Source organism: Mycobacterium sp. ELW1, assembly GCF_008329905.1.
GTDB lineage: Bacteria > Actinomycetota > Actinomycetes > Mycobacteriales > Mycobacteriaceae > Mycobacterium.
This window is the reverse complement of sequence record NZ_CP032155.1, coordinates 4,261,588-4,283,190: the sequence shown is the minus strand read 5'-3', so window position 1 is coordinate 4,283,190 and position 21,603 is coordinate 4,261,588. Positions and strand designations below refer to the sequence as shown.

The 21,603-nt window shown below is 66.5% G+C and carries 17 protein-coding genes and 1 pseudogene; 8 read left to right on the top strand and 10 right to left on the bottom strand.

Going from position 1 to position 21,603, the window contains the following annotated elements:
• The first annotated feature begins 140 nt into the window (after window positions 1–140).
• On the top strand, window positions 141–833 hold the full coding sequence (locus D3H54_RS20315) for an alpha/beta fold hydrolase (protein ID WP_168214924.1): 693 nt from the start codon (window positions 141–143) through the stop codon (window positions 831–833).
• A 55-nt stretch (window positions 834–888) separates the two neighbouring features.
• Entirely contained in the window at window positions 889–3,399 is a 2,511-nt protein-coding gene (locus tag D3H54_RS20310; protein ID WP_149380641.1) for a cellulase family glycosylhydrolase, read from the top strand.
• Window positions 3,400–3,409: 10 nt separating this feature from the next.
• Here the strand turns inward: D3H54_RS20310 and D3H54_RS20305 are convergent, their stop codons facing one another.
• From D3H54_RS20305 to D3H54_RS20295, 3 genes are all read right to left on the bottom strand, one after another.
• On the bottom strand, window positions 3,410–4,849 hold the full coding sequence (locus D3H54_RS20305; RefSeq protein WP_149380639.1) for an FAD-binding oxidoreductase: 1,440 nt from the start codon (window positions 4,847–4,849) through the stop codon (window positions 3,410–3,412).
• A 16-nt stretch (window positions 4,850–4,865) separates the two neighbouring features.
• Complete coding sequence (locus tag D3H54_RS20300) at window positions 4,866–5,288, bottom strand: nitroreductase family deazaflavin-dependent oxidoreductase (RefSeq protein ID WP_149380637.1); 423 nt, start codon at window positions 5,286–5,288, stop codon at window positions 4,866–4,868.
• An 84-nt stretch (window positions 5,289–5,372) separates the two neighbouring features.
• Window positions 5,373–6,218 (bottom strand): LppU/SCO3897 family protein, encoded by an 846-nt coding sequence (locus D3H54_RS20295; protein ID WP_149380635.1) that lies wholly within the window; start codon window positions 6,216–6,218, stop codon window positions 5,373–5,375.
• A 40-nt stretch (window positions 6,219–6,258) separates the two neighbouring features.
• On the opposite strand from D3H54_RS20295, the gene D3H54_RS20290 reads away from it, so the two are divergent.
• On the top strand, window positions 6,259–7,212 hold the full coding sequence (locus D3H54_RS20290) for a D-2-hydroxyacid dehydrogenase family protein (protein ID WP_149380632.1): 954 nt from the start codon (window positions 6,259–6,261) through the stop codon (window positions 7,210–7,212).
• On the opposite strand, the gene D3H54_RS20285 is transcribed toward D3H54_RS20290, so the two are convergent.
• Genes D3H54_RS20285 through D3H54_RS20270 form a run of 4 tightly spaced genes read right to left on the bottom strand, consistent with a single transcriptional unit; the run spans window position 7,206 to window position 11,681 of the window.
• On the bottom strand, window positions 7,206–8,474 hold the full coding sequence (locus D3H54_RS20285; protein WP_149380629.1) for an amidohydrolase family protein: 1,269 nt from the start codon (window positions 8,472–8,474) through the stop codon (window positions 7,206–7,208). The two genes, D3H54_RS20290 and D3H54_RS20285, sit on opposite strands and share 7 nt — an antisense overlap.
• Before the next feature lie 13 nt (window positions 8,475–8,487).
• The gene (locus tag D3H54_RS20280; RefSeq protein WP_149380627.1) at window positions 8,488–9,294 is read right to left on the bottom strand and encodes a class II aldolase/adducin family protein; all 807 of its coding nucleotides are present in this window, start codon (window positions 9,292–9,294) and stop codon (window positions 8,488–8,490) included.
• The gene (locus D3H54_RS20275; RefSeq protein ID WP_149380625.1) at window positions 9,291–10,886 is read right to left on the bottom strand and encodes a class I adenylate-forming enzyme family protein; all 1,596 of its coding nucleotides are present in this window, start codon (window positions 10,884–10,886) and stop codon (window positions 9,291–9,293) included. Before D3H54_RS20275 ends, D3H54_RS20280 begins: the two co-directional genes overlap by 4 nt.
• Window positions 10,887–10,916: 30 nt before the next feature.
• Window positions 10,917–11,681: a FadR/GntR family transcriptional regulator gene (locus D3H54_RS20270; RefSeq protein ID WP_149380623.1), complete on the bottom strand. Its 765-nt coding sequence runs from the start codon at window positions 11,679–11,681 to the stop codon at window positions 10,917–10,919.
• Window positions 11,682–12,209: 528 nt separating this feature from the next.
• On the opposite strand from D3H54_RS20270, the pseudogene ppsA reads away from it, so the two are divergent.
• Window positions 12,210–14,605: pseudogene (ppsA, locus tag D3H54_RS20265) on the top strand (phosphoenolpyruvate synthase).
• Between the two features lie 55 nt (window positions 14,606–14,660).
• Window positions 14,661–18,323: a trehalose-phosphatase gene (otsB, locus tag D3H54_RS20260; RefSeq protein ID WP_149380621.1), complete on the top strand. Its 3,663-nt coding sequence runs from the start codon at window positions 14,661–14,663 to the stop codon at window positions 18,321–18,323.
• A gap of 276 nt (window positions 18,324–18,599) precedes the next feature.
• Here otsB and D3H54_RS31520 read toward each other — a convergent pair whose 3' ends face one another.
• Window positions 18,600–19,130 (bottom strand): NAD(P)-binding protein, encoded by a 531-nt coding sequence (locus D3H54_RS31520; RefSeq protein ID WP_210419578.1) that lies wholly within the window; start codon window positions 19,128–19,130, stop codon window positions 18,600–18,602.
• Window positions 19,131–19,266: 136 nt separating this feature from the next.
• Here D3H54_RS31520 and D3H54_RS20245 point away from each other — a divergent pair, with 136 nt between their 5' ends.
• Entirely contained in the window at window positions 19,267–19,839 is a 573-nt protein-coding gene (locus D3H54_RS20245) for a S1 family peptidase (RefSeq protein ID WP_286199306.1), read from the top strand.
• Window position 19,840: 1 nt separating this feature from the next.
• On the opposite strand, the gene D3H54_RS20240 is transcribed toward D3H54_RS20245, so the two are convergent.
• Both D3H54_RS20240 and D3H54_RS20235 read right to left on the bottom strand, forming a co-directional pair.
• Entirely contained in the window at window positions 19,841–20,269 is a 429-nt protein-coding gene (locus tag D3H54_RS20240; RefSeq protein ID WP_149383645.1) for a CAP domain-containing protein, read from the bottom strand.
• Between the two features lie 71 nt (window positions 20,270–20,340).
• Window positions 20,341–20,703, bottom strand: a complete 363-nt coding sequence (locus D3H54_RS20235; RefSeq protein WP_149380617.1) for a DUF732 domain-containing protein — start codon at window positions 20,701–20,703, stop codon at window positions 20,341–20,343.
• A gap of 100 nt (window positions 20,704–20,803) precedes the next feature.
• Between D3H54_RS20235 and D3H54_RS20230 the strand changes: the two genes are divergently transcribed.
• Together D3H54_RS20230 and D3H54_RS20225 are read left to right on the top strand one after the other, a co-directional pair.
• A complete protein-coding gene (locus D3H54_RS20230) occupies window positions 20,804–21,193 on the top strand; it encodes a hypothetical protein (RefSeq protein ID WP_149380614.1) in 390 nt (129 codons plus the stop codon).
• A 7-nt stretch (window positions 21,194–21,200) separates the two neighbouring features.
• The gene (locus D3H54_RS20225; RefSeq protein ID WP_149380612.1) at window positions 21,201–21,593 is read left to right on the top strand and encodes a DUF4267 domain-containing protein; all 393 of its coding nucleotides are present in this window, start codon (window positions 21,201–21,203) and stop codon (window positions 21,591–21,593) included.
• The last annotated feature ends 10 nt before the right edge of the window (window positions 21,594–21,603 follow it).

Genomic DNA, 21,603 nt, shown 5'->3' with positions numbered 1-21,603 from the left:
GGACCGACCAGGGACGAAAGTCACCGAACGAATGGACGACGGCACCCCAAATTGATGCCGCTGAAACGGCCGTGTGGTGATGTCGAGCGCTCATCAGACCAACCGGTGGCATGCGCTCGTAGATAATGCCGTTGAGGATCATGTCGAAACCCGCAGCGCGATGGATGCTTCTCCACGGCACACCGCTCGACCCCACCGTCTGGGATGCGGTCCGTGCCCACTTGCCTGCTGATTCGGTCGCCCCCGACCTCAACCGACCGCAGGCCGGCGGTCTCCTCCAGCAGCGCCTCGCCGCCGCGGTGTTGGACGACGAGCCTGACACGCCGCTGATCGTGGTCGGTCACTCCCTGGGCGGTCAGGTGGCCATGGAAATGGCTTTGCTTGCGCCGCACCGTATTCGCCGATTGATCCTGGTGTGCACACGCGATACTCCGGTGCCCGGATTTGACGATGCGGCACGAGCATTGCGTGCAGGAGCGGCGCTCGACATCGAGGCGACGATCGCGCGCTGGTTCACCTCATCCGAGATCGCCGACGAGGGCCCGGTGATCCGGGACGTCCGCCGGCGCCTGACAACGGTGTCACCGTCGGCCTACGCCGCCACACTGAAGGCGCTGGCAACCTACGACCGCAGGGCGAAGCTTACGCAGATTCAGTCGCCGGCCGCCCTGCTCTGCGGCCGACTGGATCTCGGGTGCACCCCCGAGGTGATGTCGACATTGGCGGCTGACCTGCCCGATGCCCGCCTTCAAATCGTCGACGCGTGGGCTCACATGTCCCCGTTCGTTCGGCCGGCTGACTTCGCGGAGGGGTTGCTGAACGCCGCGGAATGAGACGGTGGCGGCAAATTGACTCCGCTGTTGCGCCAGGTCCCGTATACACAGATGCATGAAAGCGTCTGCTCACATCGGTCGAGTCGGAGGTCTGGCGATCGCGCTGGGTATCGGTGCGGCACTGGCTTCGTCGACGGCCGTCGCATGGGCGGACTCCGAGGACTCCGGCAGCACGCGCCCGGCAGCGTCCTCTGCGCCTGGTCACTCGGCCGGTCCGAGTGCGCCGCGAGCTACCAAGCCCGCCGCCAACTCGTCGCCCAAACGGCCGACTCTGACGCAGAAGGTGACGGCATCGTCGGTGAAGTCGACCGCCCGGGTCGCCGCTGCCGATCCCAAGGAGCCGGTCAACACCGCGGAACTCGCCCTGGCGACCGTGGTTGGGGCGTTGGAAACCTCCTCCGCCCAAAGCAGGTCCGCAAGGGCTGCAGCCGCGGAATCCACAGCAGCCGCCTCGACGACGGCGAATGCCTCAGCGGTGGCAACCATCTCGGCGCCACCGAACCTGACAGCGGTATTCCGGCAGCTGGTCTACACCCCGCTTCACGTCGTCGTGCAGGCCTGGATCGCCAGTGAGATCGGCCGGCAGGTCGATGACTTCATCAACTCCGCTGCCGGGTCCTACGTGATCGGCAACGGCGCCGACGGCACCGAGGCCAACCACAACGGCGGCGCCGGCGGGTGGCTTCTCGGCGACGGCGGCGCCGGATGGAACAGCACCGAAGCCGGGGTGTCGGGCGGCGCAGGTGGTCGAGCCGGCGCAGTGGGCAACGGCGGAGCCGGTGGAACCGGCGGTGCCGGGGCTGACGGCGGCGCGGGCGGCGCCGGTGGGCAGCTCATGGGGATCGGCGGGGCAGGCGGTAATGCCGGCGCCGCTGTAGTCGGCACCGCTGGTGGAAGCGGGGGCGCCGGCGGCGATGCAACGGGCGTGATCTTCGGCGTCGGCGGCCACGGCGGCGTCGGCGGTGACGGGACGGCCGGCGGACGAGGCGGTAACGGCGGCAACGGCGCGGTGTTCCTGGGCAGCGGCGGCGACGGCGGCAACGCGGGTAAGAGCGGGGTGGGCGGAGCGTCGGTAGGGTTACCGGCGCTCGGCGGCGCCGGCGGCTCTGCGGGGTGGCTCGGAAACCATGGCGCCGTCGGCAAGTCGGGTGCCCAAGCCGCAGTCGCGCCCACCACCGGATCGGTACCGCCGCTGTCGCAGATCGGTACCTGGCTCACCAACGGTGCCGGGCAGGCCGTCATCCTGCACGGCGTCAACGAGGTCTACAAGCTCGCGCCCTACGAACCATCCGCCAGCGGCTTCGATGAGCAGGACGCACAGTTCCTGGCCGACAACGGATTCAATGTCGTGCGGCTGGGCGTCATCTGGGCCGGTGTGGAGCCGCAGCCGGGAGTGATCGACACCGCCTACCTCGACTCGATCAAGGCCACGGTGCAGATGCTGGCCGACCACGGTATCTACACCGTGATCGACATGCACCAAGACCTCTACAGCGGCACCTTCTACGGCGAGGGCGCACCCGAATGGGCATCCGACGGTGGGGGACGGCCCAACCAGAATTCCGGATTCCCCGGCAACTACTACGTCAACGGCGCCCTCGGGCATGCCTGGGATGCGTTCTGGGGTAACGCCGATGCGCCGAACAATATTGGGCTGCTGGACAATTACGCGCTGAGCTGGCAGCACGTCGCCAGTTATTTCGCAGGCAATTCCGCGGTCATCGGCTACGACATCATGAACGAGCCGTTTCCCGGCTCGAACTATCCGGTCGCCCTGTTGGGCGGTTCGTTCTTCGTGACCCAACAACTGACCCCGATGTACAACCAGGTTGCGGCCGCCATCCGCTCGGTCGATGCCACCACACCGCTCTACCTGGAACCGCCCAACCCCGCGGTCACCGAAGTCCCGACCCTGCTCGGCATCCCCGTCGCGCTGCTCGGCCGGGTCGCTGACCCGAACTACGTCTTGGCCTTCCACAACTACTGTGGGCCGATCGGTGGTGCATTGTGCACCAAGATCGCCGATACGCTTGCGGTACAGGCGGAGAACTACTCCAAGCGGCACAACGTCCCGGCGATGATGAACGAGTTCGGCGCCACCAACGACATCGCTACGCTCACCAAGGAGATGAAGTCCGGCGACCGGTACTTCATGAGTTGGGCCGAATGGGCGTACACCGGAGCCGGTGACATCACCGGGTCACCGGATGTCGAGGGGTTGGTGTACGACCCGACCAAGCCGCCGGTCGGCGACAACGTGAACACCGGCAATCTGCTGACCCTCGCGTCGCCCTACCCGCAGTTGGTGTCGGGCACGCCGAAGTCCTGGTCGTTCACCAACGGCACCTTCGCCTTTGGCTATTCCACCGCGAAGGTCGATGGTTCCGGCGCGTTCGCCGACGGTTCCCTGACCACGATCTCGGTGCCGGTCGTGGAGTTCCCGAACGGCTACCAGGTGACTGTCACCGGCGGCCACGTCGTCTCGGCCGCCAACGCCGCACAACTGGTCGTCGCCTCCGATTCCGGTGCGACCACCGTCAGCGTCGTGGTGAGCCCCGCTTCCTGAGCGGCCCGCGTCATCCGCCGATACCGGACAGCATCACCCCGGCCGGATCGTGCCGGTGGCGGATGTCGTTGAATCGCTGCAGATTCGGCCCGAGGTACCGCCCAAGGGGCTCTCCGGCTTCGGGGTAGTTGATGTAGCCGCCCACCGACGCCGACCCCAACGCCTGGTGTGCCGCGGTGAGCCAGCCGGTTGCCGCATCGGAGCTCACCTCGGTGTACCACTGCACGGAGGCCGCCTGCCGGCGCCACGGGAAAGCACTTGCCGCCGGATCCACATCGCCGACCGCGCCGGACAACGACTCCACCACCGCCGTCGCGGAACCCGCGCCGGCCGGCCATGCGGCCATCGCGGCGACGATGGATTCCGCTGCCGCCGAGGTCATTTCGCCAATGATGTCGGATCCCGCGACAAACGCGCGCGGCACTCGGGCCGCGTCGCCGCCTTCGAAGTAGTGCACGAAATCCATCCGGCTGAGCGTCCGGGTCCCGGTCGATGACGCCGACACTCCAGCCGCGGCGACCATGTCGGCCGCGGCTCGCGGCCCGCGGCCCGGCGGGGTCGCCAAGACGACCGTGCAGCGGCCGGGACCATCCCCGACGGTGATGTTGACCATTCCCCAGATGTCCCGGTCGGCCGCCCGCTGCCACTGCTGCCAGCCGGCGATCACCGCAGCGGCGGCGTCCATCGGGAAGACGACGGTCGCCACATCGCGGTCGGTGACGGGGAAGGTGCGAAACGTCATCGACGTCACCACGCCCAGGTTGCCGCCCCCGCCACCACGCAGCGCCCAGAACACCTCGGGATGATCGTCGGCGGACGCCGACAGCATGTCGCCGTTGGGCAGTACCAGTGACGCCGACTCCAGCGTGTCGCAGGTCAGCCCATGCAGGCGGGCGTCCGAACCCAGACCGCCGCCCAATGTCAGTCCCGCGACGCCGACCGTCGGACAGCTGCCGGAGGGAATCGACCGGCCGCAGGCCGCGAGTGCGGTCTGTACGGAGTCCAGGTCGGTCGCGGGGGACACCGTGACCACATCGCTGCTGGCGTTGACGCCGCCGGGCAGCCGACGCAGATCGATCACCAGCGTGGCATCGAGCGATGACGCGCCGATGTAGGAGTGCCCGCCGCTGCGCACACTCACTCCGATGCGACTACTCGACGCGAACTCCATTGCCTTCTGCACGTCCGCGACGGAGGCGGCCGCCAGGACCGCGACCGGAACGGAGCCGTCGAAGCGTGAATTGAAGACTCTCTTCGCCGCCGCGTACTGCGCGTCGGCGGGCAGGAACAGCATGCCGTCGAGTCGGTCGCGCAGATCCGCCCAGTCCGGCGGGCCGGGACTCGACACCGCGCGCGGAGTGACGGTGCGGCAGGCGCTCAGCAGAACTGCGCCCGCCAGCCCACCCACTGCCCGCCGGAGGAAAGCCTGGCGGGACACCTGCCCCGACACAGGCGCAATGCTAGTGCTACTCCAGTACGAAAACCGGGATCAGACGATCGGTCTTGGTCTGATATTCGGCGTAGGGCGGGTAGGCCTCGACGGCCAGCTTCCACCAGTGCTCGCGTTCCTCGCCGGACACCTCGCGGGCGGTCAGTGTCACGGTCGTCTCGCCATCCTGGGCGGTCACCGTGGGATTGGTCTTGACGTTGAAGTACCACGACGGATGTGCCGGGTCACCGCCCTTGGAGGCGACCATGGCGTACTTGCCGTTCTCCTCGACGCGCATCAGCGGTACGTAGCGCTTCTTGCCGGACTTCGCGCCGGTGGTGGTGTACAGGACGACCGGGCGGTCCATGATGTGGACGCCCTCGGTGGTGCCTTGCTTCAGAATCTGTTCGGTCTGCTCCCGCACCCAATCAGTGGGACTCAACTCCGCATTCTCAGTCATGGACCGCTCAACTCCTCTCGTGTGTGGACTATTCCCTCATCTTGCGCGCGATAACCGTGGCTGTGCGCCGGAAACCGCGCCGGATCACGACGGCGGCCCGGTGCAATAAGTCCGCGGCGGCATGGTCCAGATGCGTTGTTTCGTGCCGGGTGGGCAGAGATCGAAATCGGCCGCGTCCACGCGCTTGACCACTTTGAAGTCGGCGGAGGTGTCGGTGCAGGCGACCGGTTTCAGCGTGTTGCCGCGGTTGGGGTGGCCGGGCGATGGCGTGCCGTGGATCGCCACGTAACACTGGCCGGTCTGGAGGTTGGGCAGGAAGCAGACGGCGTACGCGTCATTGGTCCAGCGTGCGAAATCGGTGTCGTCCCGCTTGCCGTCCGGGCATTTCGCATCCTGCACGCCGGCGCTCACGACCTCGAAAACGCCCTGCGGGTCGGTGCAGCTGGTGATGTCCTTGGCGCCGATCGCTCCCGATCCCAAGGCTTCACCGGTGATGCACTGCCCGATTGTGACTGGGGGAGCGAACTTTTCGGCTGCTGTGGGCTCGCTGGCGGAGTCGGCCACCCGCACTACTGCGCCCACGAGACCGACGGCGATCAGGATGGCCCCCGCAGTGATCAAGCCACGCCCGGCGGTCGGTCGCTGCGGCGGCACCGGTGGGTAGCCCGGTGGTGGGTAGCCCGGTGGTGGGTAGCCCGGTGGTGGGTAGGCCGGTGGTGGATAGCCCGGCGGCGGGTAACCCGGCGGCGGGTAGCCGACAGGGTAGGGCGGCTGCGCACGGCGGGCTTTCGAGCGATCACGCAGACCGAGTACCAGCAGCAGCACTCCGACAGCGGGGAACAGCAACGTTCCCATCAATTCGCCGATAAGCAGAAATGGCCTGCCGTCGGCAAGCAGCGCAGTAGAGGCCGAGTAGCTGAACAGGGTCACTGGTCGTTGACTCTAGTCCCGATCGGATTAGCCTGCGGGCATGACCGTTGACACCGGGCGCGTGCAAGTCGCAGTCCTCGACGACTATCAGAACGTGGCGTTGACCATGACCGACTGGTCCCCGGTCTCCGGCCGTGCCGACATCACCGTCTTCAACGACCACGTGTCCGATCCTGACGCACTCGTCGCGCGCCTGGCGCCCTTCGATGTCGTGTTCGTGATGCGGGAGCGAACCCCGTTGCCGCGCAGCGTCATCGAGCGCCTGCCGAATCTGAAGATGATCGCCTCGACGGGCCCGTTCAACGCGTCCATCGACATGGCGGCAGCCGAGGACCACGGCATCCATGTCGGCACCACCGGCGGCACGGTGGCCTCGACGGTGGAGCTGACCTGGGCTCTCATTCTGGCCGGCGCCCGGGATCTGGTGACCGAAGCGCGGTCGGTGCGGGACGGCGGATGGCAGACCGGGGTGGGCCGCGAACTGTCCGGCCGGGTTCTCGGCATCCTCGGGTTGGGCCGCATCGGTGCCCGCGTCGCCCGCATCGGCGAGGCGTTCGGCATGGAGGTGATCGCCTGGAGTGAGAACCTCACCCCGGAGGAGGCCGCCGAGGCCGGGGCGACCTACGTGGTCAAGGACGAGCTGTTCAGCCGATCCGACGTGCTGACCATCCACATGAAGCTCAGCGAGCGTTCCACCGGCCTGGTCGGTGCGGACCAGCTGGCGCAGATGAAGCCAACGTCATTGCTGGTCAACACTTCTCGCGGTCCCATCGTGGACGAGGCGGCACTGGTCCACGCGCTGAAATCCACCACCATCAAGGCCGCCCTCGACGTCTTCGACATCGAGCCGCTTCCGGACGGGCATCCGCTGCGCACCCTCGACAACGTCATCGCCACCCCGCACATCGGCTACGTCGCCGACCGCCCGTACCGCATTTTCTTTCGCGATGCCGTTGCCGCCATCGGGGAGTGGCTCGACCGCGCTGATCAGTAGGCGTTCGGATCCTGCTGAACGGCCGGCGGTACCGGATGCTGGTAGAGCCGCGACGCGTTCTCCCATGTCACTTTGCGAATGATCTCGTCGGGCAGCCCGTTGATCTGTTCGCGGGTGGTGCGCTGGGTGTGCGGCCACGTCGAGTCGCAGTGCGGGTAGTCCGCCTCGAGCATGATGTTGTCCGCGCCGATCCGGTCGTACTGGACGAACGACGACTGGTCTTCCACCGCGCAGAATCGGAAGTTGCGGGTGAACACTTCCGCCGGCGTCAGCGTCTCACCGAGGCGCTTCCACGTTCCGTACATCTCGTGGTAGCTCAGCATGTGGTCCAGGCGGTCCAGCAGACCCGCCACCCAGCCGATTCCGCCTTCCGACAAGCAGATTCGAAGGTCCGGATATCGGGTGCAGACCCCCGAGTACAGCCAGTCGACCGCCGCGCTGATCGCATAGGCGAAGAACAGCACTCCCGGCACGTCGGGCGGGGCGTCATCGGTGGTCGACGGCGAGGTACCCGATGACCCGATGTGCAGATTCACCACGGTCTGCGTCTCCGCGCAGGCCGCCATCATCGGCTCCCAGTAGCCCGAGTGGATGGTCGGCAGCCCCAGCAGCGCCGGGTTCTCGCTGAACGTCACCGCATGAAATCCACGCTCGGCGTTCTCGTAGATCATCTGTGCGCCGAGGTCGGGGTCGAGCAGCCAGGGCAGCTGGCAGGGGATGATCCGGTCGGGGTAGGCCCCGGCCCACGCCTCGATGTGCCAGTCGTTCCAAGCCCGCACCGACGCCATCGCCAAGTCCCGATCGGTGGTCACCTGCTGCAGCCGTTGACCGGCGAAGCCGGGAAGGAACGACGGAAAGTTCAGCGACGCGTACACGCCGTTGACATCCATATCCTTGACCCGGGCATGGATGTCCCAAGCGCCGCGGCGCATTTCGTCGAACCGGGCAGGCTCGAAGCCGTACTCCGACACCGGCCGGCCGACCACCGCATTGAATCCGACATTGGGCAGCGACTTCCCGTCGTACATCCAGGTCTGGCCGCCGTCCTCGGTGTCGACCACCCGCGGCGCCCGGTCGGCGAACTTCCTCGGCACCCGGCCCTCGAAGGTGTCCGGTGGTTCGACGATGTGATCGTCGACCGAGATGACCGTGTAAAACCGTTCGGCACGTTCAGGTTCGGGCAGGAACGTCACGGTCCGGTCGGCACCGGTTTTGGCGGTGGTGAAGCTCAGATTCGACTGCAGATCTTCGATAGAAGCCATGGCAGAGTCCCTTTCAGTCCAGCACGCCGCGGTCGGCCTTGATGGTCATGCGCGCCGCGCCGGCCCAGTACACGTCGGCGGCACGTTCGATCAGCGACGCTTGCATGCCGACCAGGTCGCCGTGATTCATCTTCGACGGCTCGCGCCCGCTGACCAGCACGTCGTAGGCCAGTCGGCACACCCGTTCGATGGACACCGCCCGGTAGACCGCCGCGGCCAGATCGTGCCCGGTGGCGATCACGCCGTGGTTGGCCAGGATCACCAGGTTGGCCGACCCGATCTGGCCGGCGAGTTCGGCTGCGCGCCAGGGAGCGTCGATCTCACCGTCGTACTTCTCCACCAGATACATGTCGTCGAGGAACAGCGCCCCGGTCTGGTGGACGAGTTCGGGCAGCATTCCCAGCGCGGCGATCAGGCTGACGTAATACGGGTGGTTGTGAATCACCACCCGTGCGTCGGGTCGCTGCCGGTGGATCTCGGTGTGGAGGTGGATGGCCGGGGTGACATCCCAGCGGCCGCGGACCACGTGCCCGTCCTCGTCGACGACGCAGATGTCGGATGCGGTGAGCTCCTGCCACCACAACCCCCACGGGTTGACGTACATCTCGGAGTGAGGCTTGTCCGAGCGGCCATCCGGCCCGGTCTGCCCGTCAGGTTGCCAGGTGATGTGGCCGGCCATGTTCTCCGCGAAGCCGATGTCGGCGAGGTGGCGAAACGCGATCGCCATCTTCTGCTCGTCGGTGAGGTCGACACCGATGGGCGGCACTATCGAGGGTGCCCATACTCCCAGGCCGCCTCGGCGCACTTCCGGTGTGCTCATGATTGCTCCAGTATCGATCGAATATTCTCGCGGAGTTGGCCTTTGGCGATCTTGCCGCCGGAGGACCGCGGCAACTCGTCGAGTACCTCGAGCCGTTCAGGCAGCAGCTCTTTGGAAACTCCCTGTCGCAGCAGGTGTTCGACGAGGTCGGCAAGCACGAGCGTGTCACCGGGACTCTTGAGTTCGGCGAACACGCACACCCGCTCCCCGAACAGAGGATCAGGCATGGCCACGGCGGCGGCCACCGCGATGGCGGGGTGGCTGGCCACGACCTCCTCCACCGCGACGGCGCTGATGTTTTTGCCGCCGCGCAGGATGAAGTCCGAGGTTCGTCCCGCCAGCACCAGGTAGCCGTCGTCGTCCAGCTCGCAGATGTCGCCCATCCGCATCCAGCCGTCCTTGGTGTACAGCTTGTCATGATCGGTGCCGCCCAGATAGCCGAGGCTGAGCGCAGGCCCGCGGCAAGCAGGCTGCCCCCGACCGGATTTCGTGACGTCGTCGTCACCGTCGAACAGCCGGACCTGCATCTCGGGGACGATACGTCCGGCGGTCCGCAGCCGATGGTGCAGTGAGTCGTCGACGGTGGTGGCGCTGAGCATGCCGGTCTCGTTGGAACCGTAGAACTGCAGGATCGTGACGCCGGTCAGTTCCTCGAACCGCGCGGCCTGGGTGTACGGCAGTGGCTCGCCGCCGGTGAACACCACCCGCAGGCTGGACAGGTCATGCTCGCGTGAGGCGTCGTTGGCCAGGATCATCATCAGTTGCGTACTCACACAGCACAACACGGTCGCTCGGTGGCGTTCAATGGCGGCGCATGTCGCCGCGGCGTCGAAGCGCTCGATGCGCACGGTGGTCGCCCCGAGGTAGATGGGTGTCGTGTGGGAGGTCCAGATCCCGAAGCCGAACGGGGTGGGGATGACCGGGAGGAAGATGTCGTCGGCGGTCAGTTCACCGTTGGCGACCGCTTTCTGATGAAAGTAGTGCCACCGATTCTGCGTGTGCACAACACATTTGGGCAGCCCGGTGGTGCCCGAGGTGGAGTTGATCAGGAAGGGGTCGTCAGGGCCTACTGGTGCGAGCTCGGCCGTCGAATTCGGAGCGGTGTCGATGGTGAGTTCGCCGGCCCCGATCACCACGATCGGCACCGACACGTCGGCGGCAGCCTGCTCGGCCTGAGCGGCACGCGCCTGGTCGCTGACCAGAAGCGACGGCTGCGCGGTCCGCATGATCTGCGCGGCCTCGCGGACGCCGGCGCGCGCCCCGAGACCGACGCTCACCGCGCCGCAGCGCTCGATCGCCACCAGCAGGACGTGGATGGCGATGCTGTCGCCGTGCCAGACTGCCACTCGGTCGCCCGGGGTCACGCCCACGCGATGGAGCCGCACGGCCAGGTTAGTCGCGGCGTTGTCGAACTCCGACCAGGTCAGCGCCCGTTCCGGGGGGTCGAGGGTGAAGTCGATGTACGCCGTTTTGGCAGGGGAGCCCGCGGCGTTGCGGCGTACGCAGTCGGACAGTGTCGTGTCCGTCCACCAACCGGCGGCCCGGTATTGCGCCGCTTCGACGCTGGTCGCCGCGGCGGGGTCGTCAGCCATTACCAAATCATATGAAAATAAGGACCGGCGTCAATGATCCCAGTGCCGCACCATCGCGGGGTCGACCATTCCCGCCGAACCGGGGTAGTGCTGGGCCGTGATCAGATGCGCGGCGGCGAGGTCATGAGCCCGGCGAGCGTCGCCGGCCTCGATCGCGTCGATCACCTGCCGGTGCTCCTCGAGGACCGCCAGCCGCTCGTCGACGGGGACGATGCCGTCGTCGCTCACCCGGGTCGACCAGCGCTGCTCGTGCGCCGACCACAGCGTCTCGAGCGCTCCGGCCAGCATGATCATGGTCTGGTTCCCGCACAGGGCGACCAGCGCTTCGTGGAAGCGACGGCTCGCCGAAATCGCACGCTGAAAATCGTCGGCGGCCTCGACCGCTTCGGCGTGCAGTTCACGCAGTGCCGGAACGACGGTGTGATCGCGGTCGGCCCGTTCGGCGCACAACGCAGCGCACGCCGGCTCCATCTGCCGCAACGCCCCACCCACATCCGACAGGCTCACGTCCTGCGAGCCGAGCACCAGTCCGACCGTGTAGGCGACGTTCGCGGCGTTGGGGCGGCGCACCACCGCGCCGCCGAGCTTGCCGCGCCGCACCCGCAGCAGTCCTTCGGCTTCCAAAATGCGCATCGCCTCGCGCAGCGACGGCTTGCTCACCGGGAACTCGCGCAGCAGTTCGTCCTCTTTGGGCAGGATGCTGCCGTCGGCCAGCTCACCCAACAGAATTCGCCGCCGCAGTTGATCAGCAACCTGCTCGGCGAGGCGGCGGAATTGAATCGTTGGTTCTGACACTGACCGGTTTTCTATCGCGCTTGGGAAATGATGTGCATCGTACAAGCAGGATCGGGCGCTACGTGGTCGGTAATGCGCGGACGGGCGATCACCTCGATCGTGACGAATTCGCGTGGATAAGGGTCCAAGGTCACCGAGTCGTGGGCAGGAAAGACGGCTCAGCCGGCAGGCGTCGTCACAGCCGAGGCCCTCGACCTTGTCCGGAAACACTTCGCGACCGAGTGGTCCGGCATCAACTGCTCCGCTGAAAACCTATGTGGCACAGCAGTATAAGGAGCGATCAATCGCAAGCCCCGCTGCGGACGTCCCCCGCCACGCGAACCAGCACACGTGCCACGCCATTCGCCGCCGGGACCTGCGGCCGTGTTGTCGATGTGGTGACCTTCGGCCCTGTCTGCGGGTGTCCCCCCGTGCGAAGTTGACAGGTGTGGAAAAGGTGTTGTCTGGCAACGGCACTCGACGGTCTAGGCCCCACCGTATGCGGGAGCGGCGATCCGACCGCATGTGCGCATCGCGAAGGGATGGATCATGAGCATGCCCAAGTACGTCCGCTTCTTCGAGGAGTTCGGCATCGCCGATGTGCCGTTGGTGGGCGGCAAGAACGCCTCGCTGGGCGAGATGTACCAAAAGCTGGCCGGGCAGGGCGTGCGCATCCCGAACGGTTTTGCCATCACCGCCGAGGCGTATCGCTACATGCTGGATGCCGCCGGCGCCTGGGAACCGCTGCATGCCGAACTCGATGAGCTCGACCCGACCGACGTCACCGCGCTGGCGCGCAAGGCCAAACGTGCCCGGGAGATCGTCTACGGCGCCGGACTGCCCGATGACCTGGCCGCCGAGATAGTCGACGCCTACCGCAGGCTCCAAGACGAGTACGGCGAAGAGGTCAGCCTGGCGGTGCGGTCCTCGGCGACCGCCGAGGACCTGCCGACCGCGAGCTTCGCCGGCCAGCAGGACACCTATCTCAACGTCAAAGGCGCAGAAAGCCTCCTGGATGCGTGCCGCCGGTGTTTCGCGAGCCTGTTCACCGATCGCGCCATTCACTACCGCCTCGACCAGGGTTTCGACCAGTTCAAGGTCTCGCTGTCGATCGGCGTGATGAAGATGGTGCGCTCCGACCTTGCCTCCTCGGGGTGATGTTCTCCCTGGACACCGAATCGGGCTTTCGCGACGTGGTGTTCGTGACTGGCGCATACGGCCTCGGCGAGAACGTGGTTCAGGGCGCGGTCGACCCCGACGAGTTCTACGTCCACAAGCCGACCTACCTGGCCGGGCATCGCGCGGTGTTGCGTCGCCTGCTCGGCGACAAGGCGGTGAAGATGATCTTCGTCGAGGGGCAGACGAAGTACACCACGCGCAACATTCCCACGCCCAAAGCCGACCGCGCCCGATTCTGTCTCTCCGATGACGACGTCCTGGAGCTGGCCGGCTACGCATGCACCATCGAGGGGCACTACGGCCACCCCATGGACATGGAGTGGGCCAAGGACGGCCTGGACGGAAAGCTCTACATCGTGCAGGCCCGGCCGGAGACGGTCGCCTCCCAGCGCAGCATGACGGCGCTGGAGAGCTACGTGCTTGAGGGCCGGGGCGAGATCCTCGCCGAGGGCCGCTCCGTCGGGGAGAGGATCGCCACCGGCACCGCCAGGCGGATCGAGAACGTCACGCACCTGGCGCAGTTCCAGCCGGGCGAGGTCCTGATCGCCGACACCACCACTCCCGACTGGGAGCCGGTGATGAAGACCGCCGCCGCGATCGTCACCAACCGGGGCGGGCGCACCTGCCACGCTTCGATCATCGCCCGGGAACTCGGCATACCGGCCGTGGTGGGCGCAGGCGACGCGACCACGTCGGTCCCCGACGGCACCGTTGTGACGGTGTCGTGCGCCGAGGGTGACTCGGGACGCGTGTACCGCGGTGCGTTGGCCTTCCGTGTGGACAGCACGGAAGTGGGGGACATGCCGCGGCCACGCACCGAGATCATGATCAACCTGGGGAACCCCGACCTCGCCTTCAAGACGTCATTCCTGCCCAATGACGGTGTGGGACTGGCTCGGATGGAATTCATCATCAGCGAATACATCAGGGTCCACCCGATGGCCCTGCTGCACCCGGAGAAGGTCGACGACCCCGAGGCTCGTCGCACCATCGACCGGCTCACCCAGGGTTATCCCGACGGGGCCGCGTTCTTTGCCGAGCGCCTCTCCGAAGGGATCGGCACCATTGCGGCCGCCTTCTGGCCGAAGCCCGTCGTGGTACGGATGTCGGACTTCAAGACCAACGAGTACGCCAGCCTGGTCGGCGGCGCGGGATTCGAACCCTCCGAAAGCAATCCGATGCTGGGTTTCCGTGGCGCCTCGCGCTACGCCCATCCCGCGTATGCCGAGGGCTTCGCGCTGGAGTGCCGCGCGATGCGGCGGGTCCGTGAGGAGATGGGCCTGACCAACGTCGTGCTCATGCTGCCGTTCGTCCGCAGGGTCGCCGAGGCGGACCTGGTCCTGGCGACGATGGCCGAGCTCGGTCTGCGCCGCGGCGAGAACGGGCTCAAGGTGTACGCGATGTGCGAGATCCCCAACAACGTGATCCTGATCGACGAGTTCGCCAAACGCTTCGACGGGTTCTCCATCGGTTCCAACGATCTGACTCAGCTCACTCTCGGTGTCGACCGGGACAGCGAGATCGTGGCGTTCGACTACGACGAACGCGACGAAGGAGTCAAGGAGATGATCCGCCTGGCTGTGGAGGGCTGCCGCCGCAACGGGATCCACTCGGGTCTGTGTGGTCAGGCACCGTCGGACTATCCCGACATGGCCGAGTTTCTGGTCCGCCTCGGTATCGATTCGATCAGCCTCAATCCTGACACGGTGGTGAGGACCACCGGCCAGTTGCTGCAACTCGAGCAACAGCTTGCGCACTCTTCATGAACGACGCCGAATTCCATTGCGTCCCACTGTCAATTCGTTGCCGAGGAGCTGTGCGGTGAAGTTGCCGGTCACTGTCGACCCCCGCTACCACGACGCGGTGATCTTCGATCTCGATGGTGCGCTGATCGACGACCCGCGACTGTTCGAGGCGATGGTCGAACTGGCGCGCAAGCTACGCGGCGGCGGCGTCGCAACCGCGGCCCACGGGTCCAACCCGCGCTTTCAGGACGTGTTGAAAGCCGCCGGGGTAGACGATCTGTTCGATGTCTGCATCGACAGTCTGGAGGGCGCCACGCGCCGACTCGGGGTCAGTCCGCAACGTGCAGCTGTCGTCGAGGACACCGACGCCGGGGTCAGTGCGGCTCACGATGGCGGATTCGCTCTCGTCATCGGCCTCGACGGAACCGGGGACCCCGACACACTGGTGCGGTGCGGAGCCGACGTCGTGCTGGCCGACCTGGCCGACGTCGCGGTTCGGGTAGGGGACAAGCGCATCTCCGACCTCCCGAACGCGCTGGAAGCCTATGGTCAGCTCATCGGTGTCACCAGTGCCCGACAGTCGGTGTTGTTTCTCGATTACGACGGAACATTGGCCCCGATCGTGTCCGATCCCGCCGCGGCCGAGCTTGTCGATGGAGGTGCCGAGGCGCTGAAACTCGTCTCCGCGGTATGCCCCGTGGCGGTCTTGAGCGGCCGGGACCTCGCCGATATCCGGGACCGGGTGGGCATACCCGGCATCTGGTATGCCGGCAGCCACGGGTTCGAGCTGATCGCGCCCGACGGCACATATCACCAGAACGACGCGGCTGCTGCGGCCGTGGCCGCCCTGCAGGACGCAGCCGATGAGCTACGAGGAACCCTGGCGCACATTCCGGGCGTACGAGTGGAGCACAAGCGCTTCGCCGTGGCGGTGCACTACCGCGAGGTCGCGCCCGAGTACGTCGGCGAGATCGTCGCCGCGACGCACCGGCTCGGACAGCACGATGATCTACGGGTGACCAGCGGGCGCATGCTCGTCGAGCTGCGACCGGACATCGACTGGGACAAAGGAACCACGCTGGCCTGGATCCTCGAGCGAATCGATGGGTCCGATTCGCTGCTGCCGATCTATATCGGCGACGATCTGACCGACGAAGATGCTTTCGACGCAGTGCAATTCGACGGCATCGGGATCGTCGTGCGGCACGACGAGGACGGCGACCGCAAGACCGCCGCGCATTTCACCCTGGCCGGTCCCGATCAGGTGCGGGCGTTCATCGAACGCGGCTCTCGGTGGCTGGCCTACAAGCTTCACGCGTCGAGCGAGGCCTGGGACTTCACCTTCGAGGGATATGACCCGCAGAGCGAGAAGCTCCGGGAGGCGTTGTGCACAGTAGGGAACGGCTATTTCGCCACCCGGGGCGCTGCGCCCGAGTCGAAAGCCGGCCAGGTGCACTATCCGGGCACCTATGCCGCCGGGGTGTACAACCGTCTCGTCGACGACATATCGGGCGAGACGATCGACAACGAGAGTCTGGTGAACCTGCCCAACTGGCTGGCATTGACCTTCCGGATCGACGACGGCAGTTGGTTCGACATCGACGCGGTCACGGTGCTGTCCTACCGGCAGACCCTGGATCTTCGCGGCGCGGTGCTGACCCGCGAGGTCCGCTTCACCGATGACGCAGGCCGCACGAGCTCGCTGAGCCAACAACGGTTTATCGCCATGCACATGCCGCACGTGGGTGCGCTCGCGACGACGATCGTCGCCGAGAATTGGTCAGGGGTGATCGAGGTTCGCTCGACGCTGGACGGCAATGTCCGCAACGCGTTGGTCGAGCGTTACCGCGACTTGGCCGACACCCATCTCGAGACGCTGGAGAAGCGCGAAATCTCGAGCAATTCGGTGCTTTTGGCGGTGCAGACGAACCAGTCGCGCATTCCCATCGCGATGGCGGCGCGTAGCACCGTCTGGCGCGACGGCGAGCCCGTGCCGGCTGCGTATCAGCCATTCGACGCGGACGCAGAAATCGGCCACGACATCTCCGTGCGGCTCTCTGTCGGTGAGGCGTTGACGGTGGAGAAAGTGGTGACTCTCTACACGGGGCGCGACGTCGCGACATCCGAACCCAGCGTCGACGCCCAACGCCGGCTGAGCCAGATGGGCCGGTTCGCGGAGCTACTCGACGGGCACCTGACCGAGTGGGTGCATCTATGGGAGCGACTGTCCATCGAGTTCGATGACTTCTCCGACGAATTGCGCATCCTGCGACTGCATCTGCTGCATCTACTGCAGACGGTGTCGCCGAACAGTGCCGATCTCGACGTCGGGGTACCGGCGCGCGGATTGCACGGCGAGGCGTATCGCGGCCACATCTTCTGGGACGAGCTGTTCATCTTCCCCGTGCTCAATCTGCGGCTGCCGATGATCACCCGTTCACTGTTGCGATACCGCTACCGGCGACTGCCGGAAGCCCGGCACGCCGCGGCGGCGGCCGGCTATGCCGGCGCGATGTTTCCGTGGCAGTCCGGCAGCGACGGACGCGAGGAAAGCCCACTGCTGCACCTGAATCCGCGCAGCGGCCGGTGGAACCCCGACTCGAGCGCCCGCGCGCACCACATCGGAATCGCCGTTGCCTACAACGTGTGGAAGTTCTATCAGGCCACCGGCGATCTCGCGTATCTGATCGACTATGGAGCGGAGATGCTGGCGGAGATCGCACGCTTCTTCGTCAGCAGAGCAAGCTACGACGAGGAGCGGGACCGCTACAGCATCCGGGGCGTGATCGGGCCGGACGAATTCCACTCCGGCTACCCGAACGCGCCGTACGACGGCATCGACAACAACGCGTACACCAACGTGATGGCGGTGTGGGTGATCATGCGGGCTTTCGACGCTCTGAATCTGCTGCCCCTGCCGAGCCGCCTCGACCTGCGGGAGACGCTCGGTCTGCACAGTGCCGAACTGGCGAAGTGGGAGCAGGTGAGCCGCCGGATGTTCGTCCCGTTCCACTTTGCCCCGGGCACCGGGTCGGAGCCCGGTGGGGATGTCATCAGTCAGTTCGAAGGCTACGGCGATCTCAAGGAACTGGATTGGGAGGCCTACCGCGAGAAGTACGGCAACATCCAGCGCCTCGACCGCATCCTGGAGGCCGAGGACGACGACGTCAATCGCTACCAGGCGTCCAAGCAGGCCGATGCGCTGATGCTGCTCTACCTCATGTCGTCGGACGAGTTGCGGGAGATACTCGACCGGCTCGGGTACCGCTTCTCGCGCGAACAGATCCCGAAGACGGTCGACTACTACATCGCCCGCACATCGCACGGGTCGACGCTCAGTGGTGTGGTCCACGGCTGGGTGCTGGCCCGCGGGAACCGTGATCGCGCCATGGAGTTCTTCCAACAGGTTCTGACGTCCGACGTTTCCGACATCCAGGGTGGCACCACGTCCGAGGGCATTCACCTCGCGGCGATGGCAGGCAGCGTCGACCTGATGCAGCGGTGCTTCACCGGGCTGGAGACCCGTTCCGGCCGCATCATCCTGTCGCCGCACTGGCCGGAATCACTGGGCGTGCTGGCAGTCCCGATTCACTATCGTGGCCTGCATCTGCACCTTCGGGTCAGCGGCAAGGGTGTGATCATCAGCGTGGATCCCCGCGACACCGGCCAGGTCGACGTGGAATGCCACGGTCGCGTCGTGGCGCTCACGCCGGGAACCACCGTTCGATTCCCCGGCTGAGCGCCGGTGGTGCGGAGGCGGCCGACCATACCCATGGGCAGGTCAGCATCGCCGCCGGTGACGGGCTTATTTGTGCGCGGGGCGCTTCAGCAGGAACTGAAGCCAGCGAACGTCGATCAACATGAGGTTCAACGTATGGGTCAAAATTAAGGTGGCAAGCTCTTAGCGGTAATACGTCGCTAAGAAAATTTGCCAGAGCGCCATTATTTTCGGCCTGGCCTGCGGTTCGGCTCAGGGGTGGCAGCGCGCATGGTTTGCGATAACGCTGCTCGACCGTTACTTCCCGGAAACCTCACGGTGTCCGTGGGTACGGGCCTGCTCGACGCTCGACCAGTAGCTGTGTTCCTGCAGAGTCAGTTCGTTGTCGGTGATCGCGCCGAAGGCAGCCGCTTCCCGGGCGAACCGGGCCGCGGAGTCCGGCAGCGCGTCGGGACCCTCCAGTCGGAAACAACTCGGCGCAAGCGGGCCGAACAGGAGCGCGCGCCGCAGGTCCGGCCACCTCTCCAGCCGCGGCTCCACACCCGCGGCGCGGGCAAAGGTGATGGCGGCCAGGTTCATTCGTGTTTTTCTCAACCCGAGCGATACGAGATCTCCGTCCAGCGGGAGGTCACTGAACGCGGTCAGAATGCGGCTGGTGTTGGTGTGCATGCCCGGCCACACGCCGCTTCGGCCGGGTTGCGCGGTCCACTGTCCGCCGAGGGTGGGACCCTGCTCGAAGATCGACGGTTCGAGACCCTGCGACAGCAGCCACCGCGACACCACCAGCCCGGCCGGGCCGGCACCGATCACCGCGACGTTCGCCGTCATTCGGCGAAGTCTGCCACGGTCCTATCGTACGATCGCCTCGATTCCGAGCAGGGGAGGCGAAATGGGTGTTGGGTGGCGGATCGCGCGCCGGGCGAGTGTGGCTCTGAGCGTTGCTGTCGGGCTGGCAAGCCCTGCGATGGCGGCCCCGCCGCCCACCCCGGGCATCGAGGTCGACGACGAAAGTGGTCGCTGCACTTCCGGTTTCGCTGCGCAGGACAACGACGGCAACTACTACTTGCTGACCAGCGGACACTGCGATGCGCACGACGGCTCGGCGTGGACCTACGGCGAGGATGACACTCTGCTCGGGACCATCAGTGCGAGCGAGGTGAACGGCGACAAGCGGGACGCGGCCATCATTCGCCTAGACCCCGGCGTGGGCGCACCCAATGGCGACGTCGGCGGCCGATACCCGGTGCGGGACGTGCTGGGCGCCAGCCAGATTCGCGCCGGTATGCCGTTCTGCAAGGTCGGCGCGGTCACCGGGGAGACCTGCGGTGAGGTCAAGGGCGTCGAAGGTGATGTCGTCGAAGCCAGCGTCTACAGCCTCGAAGGGGACAGCGGCAGTCCGGGCTTCGTCAAGAATCCGGACGGCACCGTCAGCGCCGTCGGCATCTTGATGTCCTCGCCCGACGGCGACGACTACACCACGTACTTCACCCTCGTGCAGCCCTTGCTGGGGCAGTGGGGGTTGCGGATTCTGCCGTGAGTCAGGCCGGCTGGCCGTACACCGCCACCAGGACCGACCGGTCCAGGCTGTTGACGGACCAGACGCCGATCGCGGTGTTGGCACAGTTCGACATGATCGCGAAAGCGGCCGGGTCGTTGTACCACTGGTTGATGACGTCGAGGTTGTTGATCGCCAGGGCGGGGTTGATCGCCACCGTCTGGGCGACCGTTCCCGTGAAACCGGCTGCAGCAGCGCGGCTTTGAGGTGTGGAGCCGTCAGATCCCAAATCGCCGTCGAGTGCGCGGTTGTTGAGGACGTCGTTGGCTTGCCACTCGGCGGCCTGAGTCAGTGCGGGGTTCTTCTTGATGTCGGTGGAGCAACCCGCCTGATGCTGGACGGTGTAGACGTTGGCGACCACACCGTTGTTGAGGCGGGTGTTGTCGGCGTGCGCGGCCGGTGCGACGACCATGGCCAGTAGCGTGGCTGCGCCGACTGCGGTGCCGGCGTGGATCACTCGATGGAGCACGGGTCATTCCTTAACTAGGTGGACGGCACGTAGCCGGCAGCAGACTGGCGCAGCTGCCATATGGCGGCGGGGCACAGCTCCTGGGCGGATTGGCTGATCAGGTATGAGGCTTGGAACTCGTCGCCGGTGGAGAAGTCCGCCTTGACGGTGTTGACCAGCTGGCCGTAGCTCACTCCGGAGTTGATCTGGTCGCACACGCCGTAGCCGTAGGACAGCGCGGCATCGGCGTTGGGGAAGTTGTATCCGGGCCGCACGGTGACGTTGACGAGGTAGCCGATGTTGTCGGCGTGGGCGGGTTGCGCGGTGGCCAGGACTCCGACGGCGCCCAACGCGGCCAGGCTGCCCGCGATCAGCAGGCGGGGTGCAGCGGGATGCATGGACATAGTGTGTCGCATAGTTGATCGCCGCAGGTCGGGAACCGCTCACGATCCACGCAATCCACGTCGACGAATCACGTAGTTGATCTAGGATTCGGCCATGATTCGGCCGACGTACGTGGTCTTGACAGCGTTCGCAGTGGCCCTTGGCGGTGCTGCCGTGACGGCCCCCATCGCGAGCGCCGGACCGCTGCCGCCGTGCACGTACACCCTCTCGCCGCCCGTGGTCGGCCCTGGCGGGGTCACCGCCACCACGGATCTCGCGGGATGCGGGCCGGGCGGCGGTCCGTATAAAGCGGTCGCCTGTCTGCTGGGCGCGGACGGGGTTACGCATTGCACGCAGGGGCGCGGCGCGGATCCCGCGACGATCACGGTGCCGTACCAGCCCGGCTTCACCTATATCGCGACCGGTCGGGGCTGCCCCGTATGGATGGGGCAGAACGTTGCGCCGGACTGTCAGCTCCTCGGCCCGTTCACCGCGACCCTCTAGGAACCACATGTCGATCGACAAGGCCGCGGTGATCGCGGGCAGTATCCGGCTGGCCTCCGGAGTGCACTTTCTGGCGGACCCGATGGGCGCCAACAAGCTGTGGGGTGAGCCGAACGATCCGGGCCCGTCGGCGCGGCTGCTGCTGCGGTCGATGGGCTATCGCGACGCGCTGATCGGCGGACTCCTGTTGTCGGCAGGATTGCGCGGCCGCAATACCCGGGGATGGTTCCTGGCTTCGGGCGGAGCGGACGCTGCCGACCTCCTCGGCGGGAGCAGCGTGCACAGTGAACTCACCCGCGGACAGCAGATCATCGGGCTCGGCGGCGCGGTGGTGGGCATCGGCGTCGGCCTCTGGGGTGCTACCCGACGTCGCACGCCGGTACCGGAGGTCGCTCCGTAGACCGGCGGGC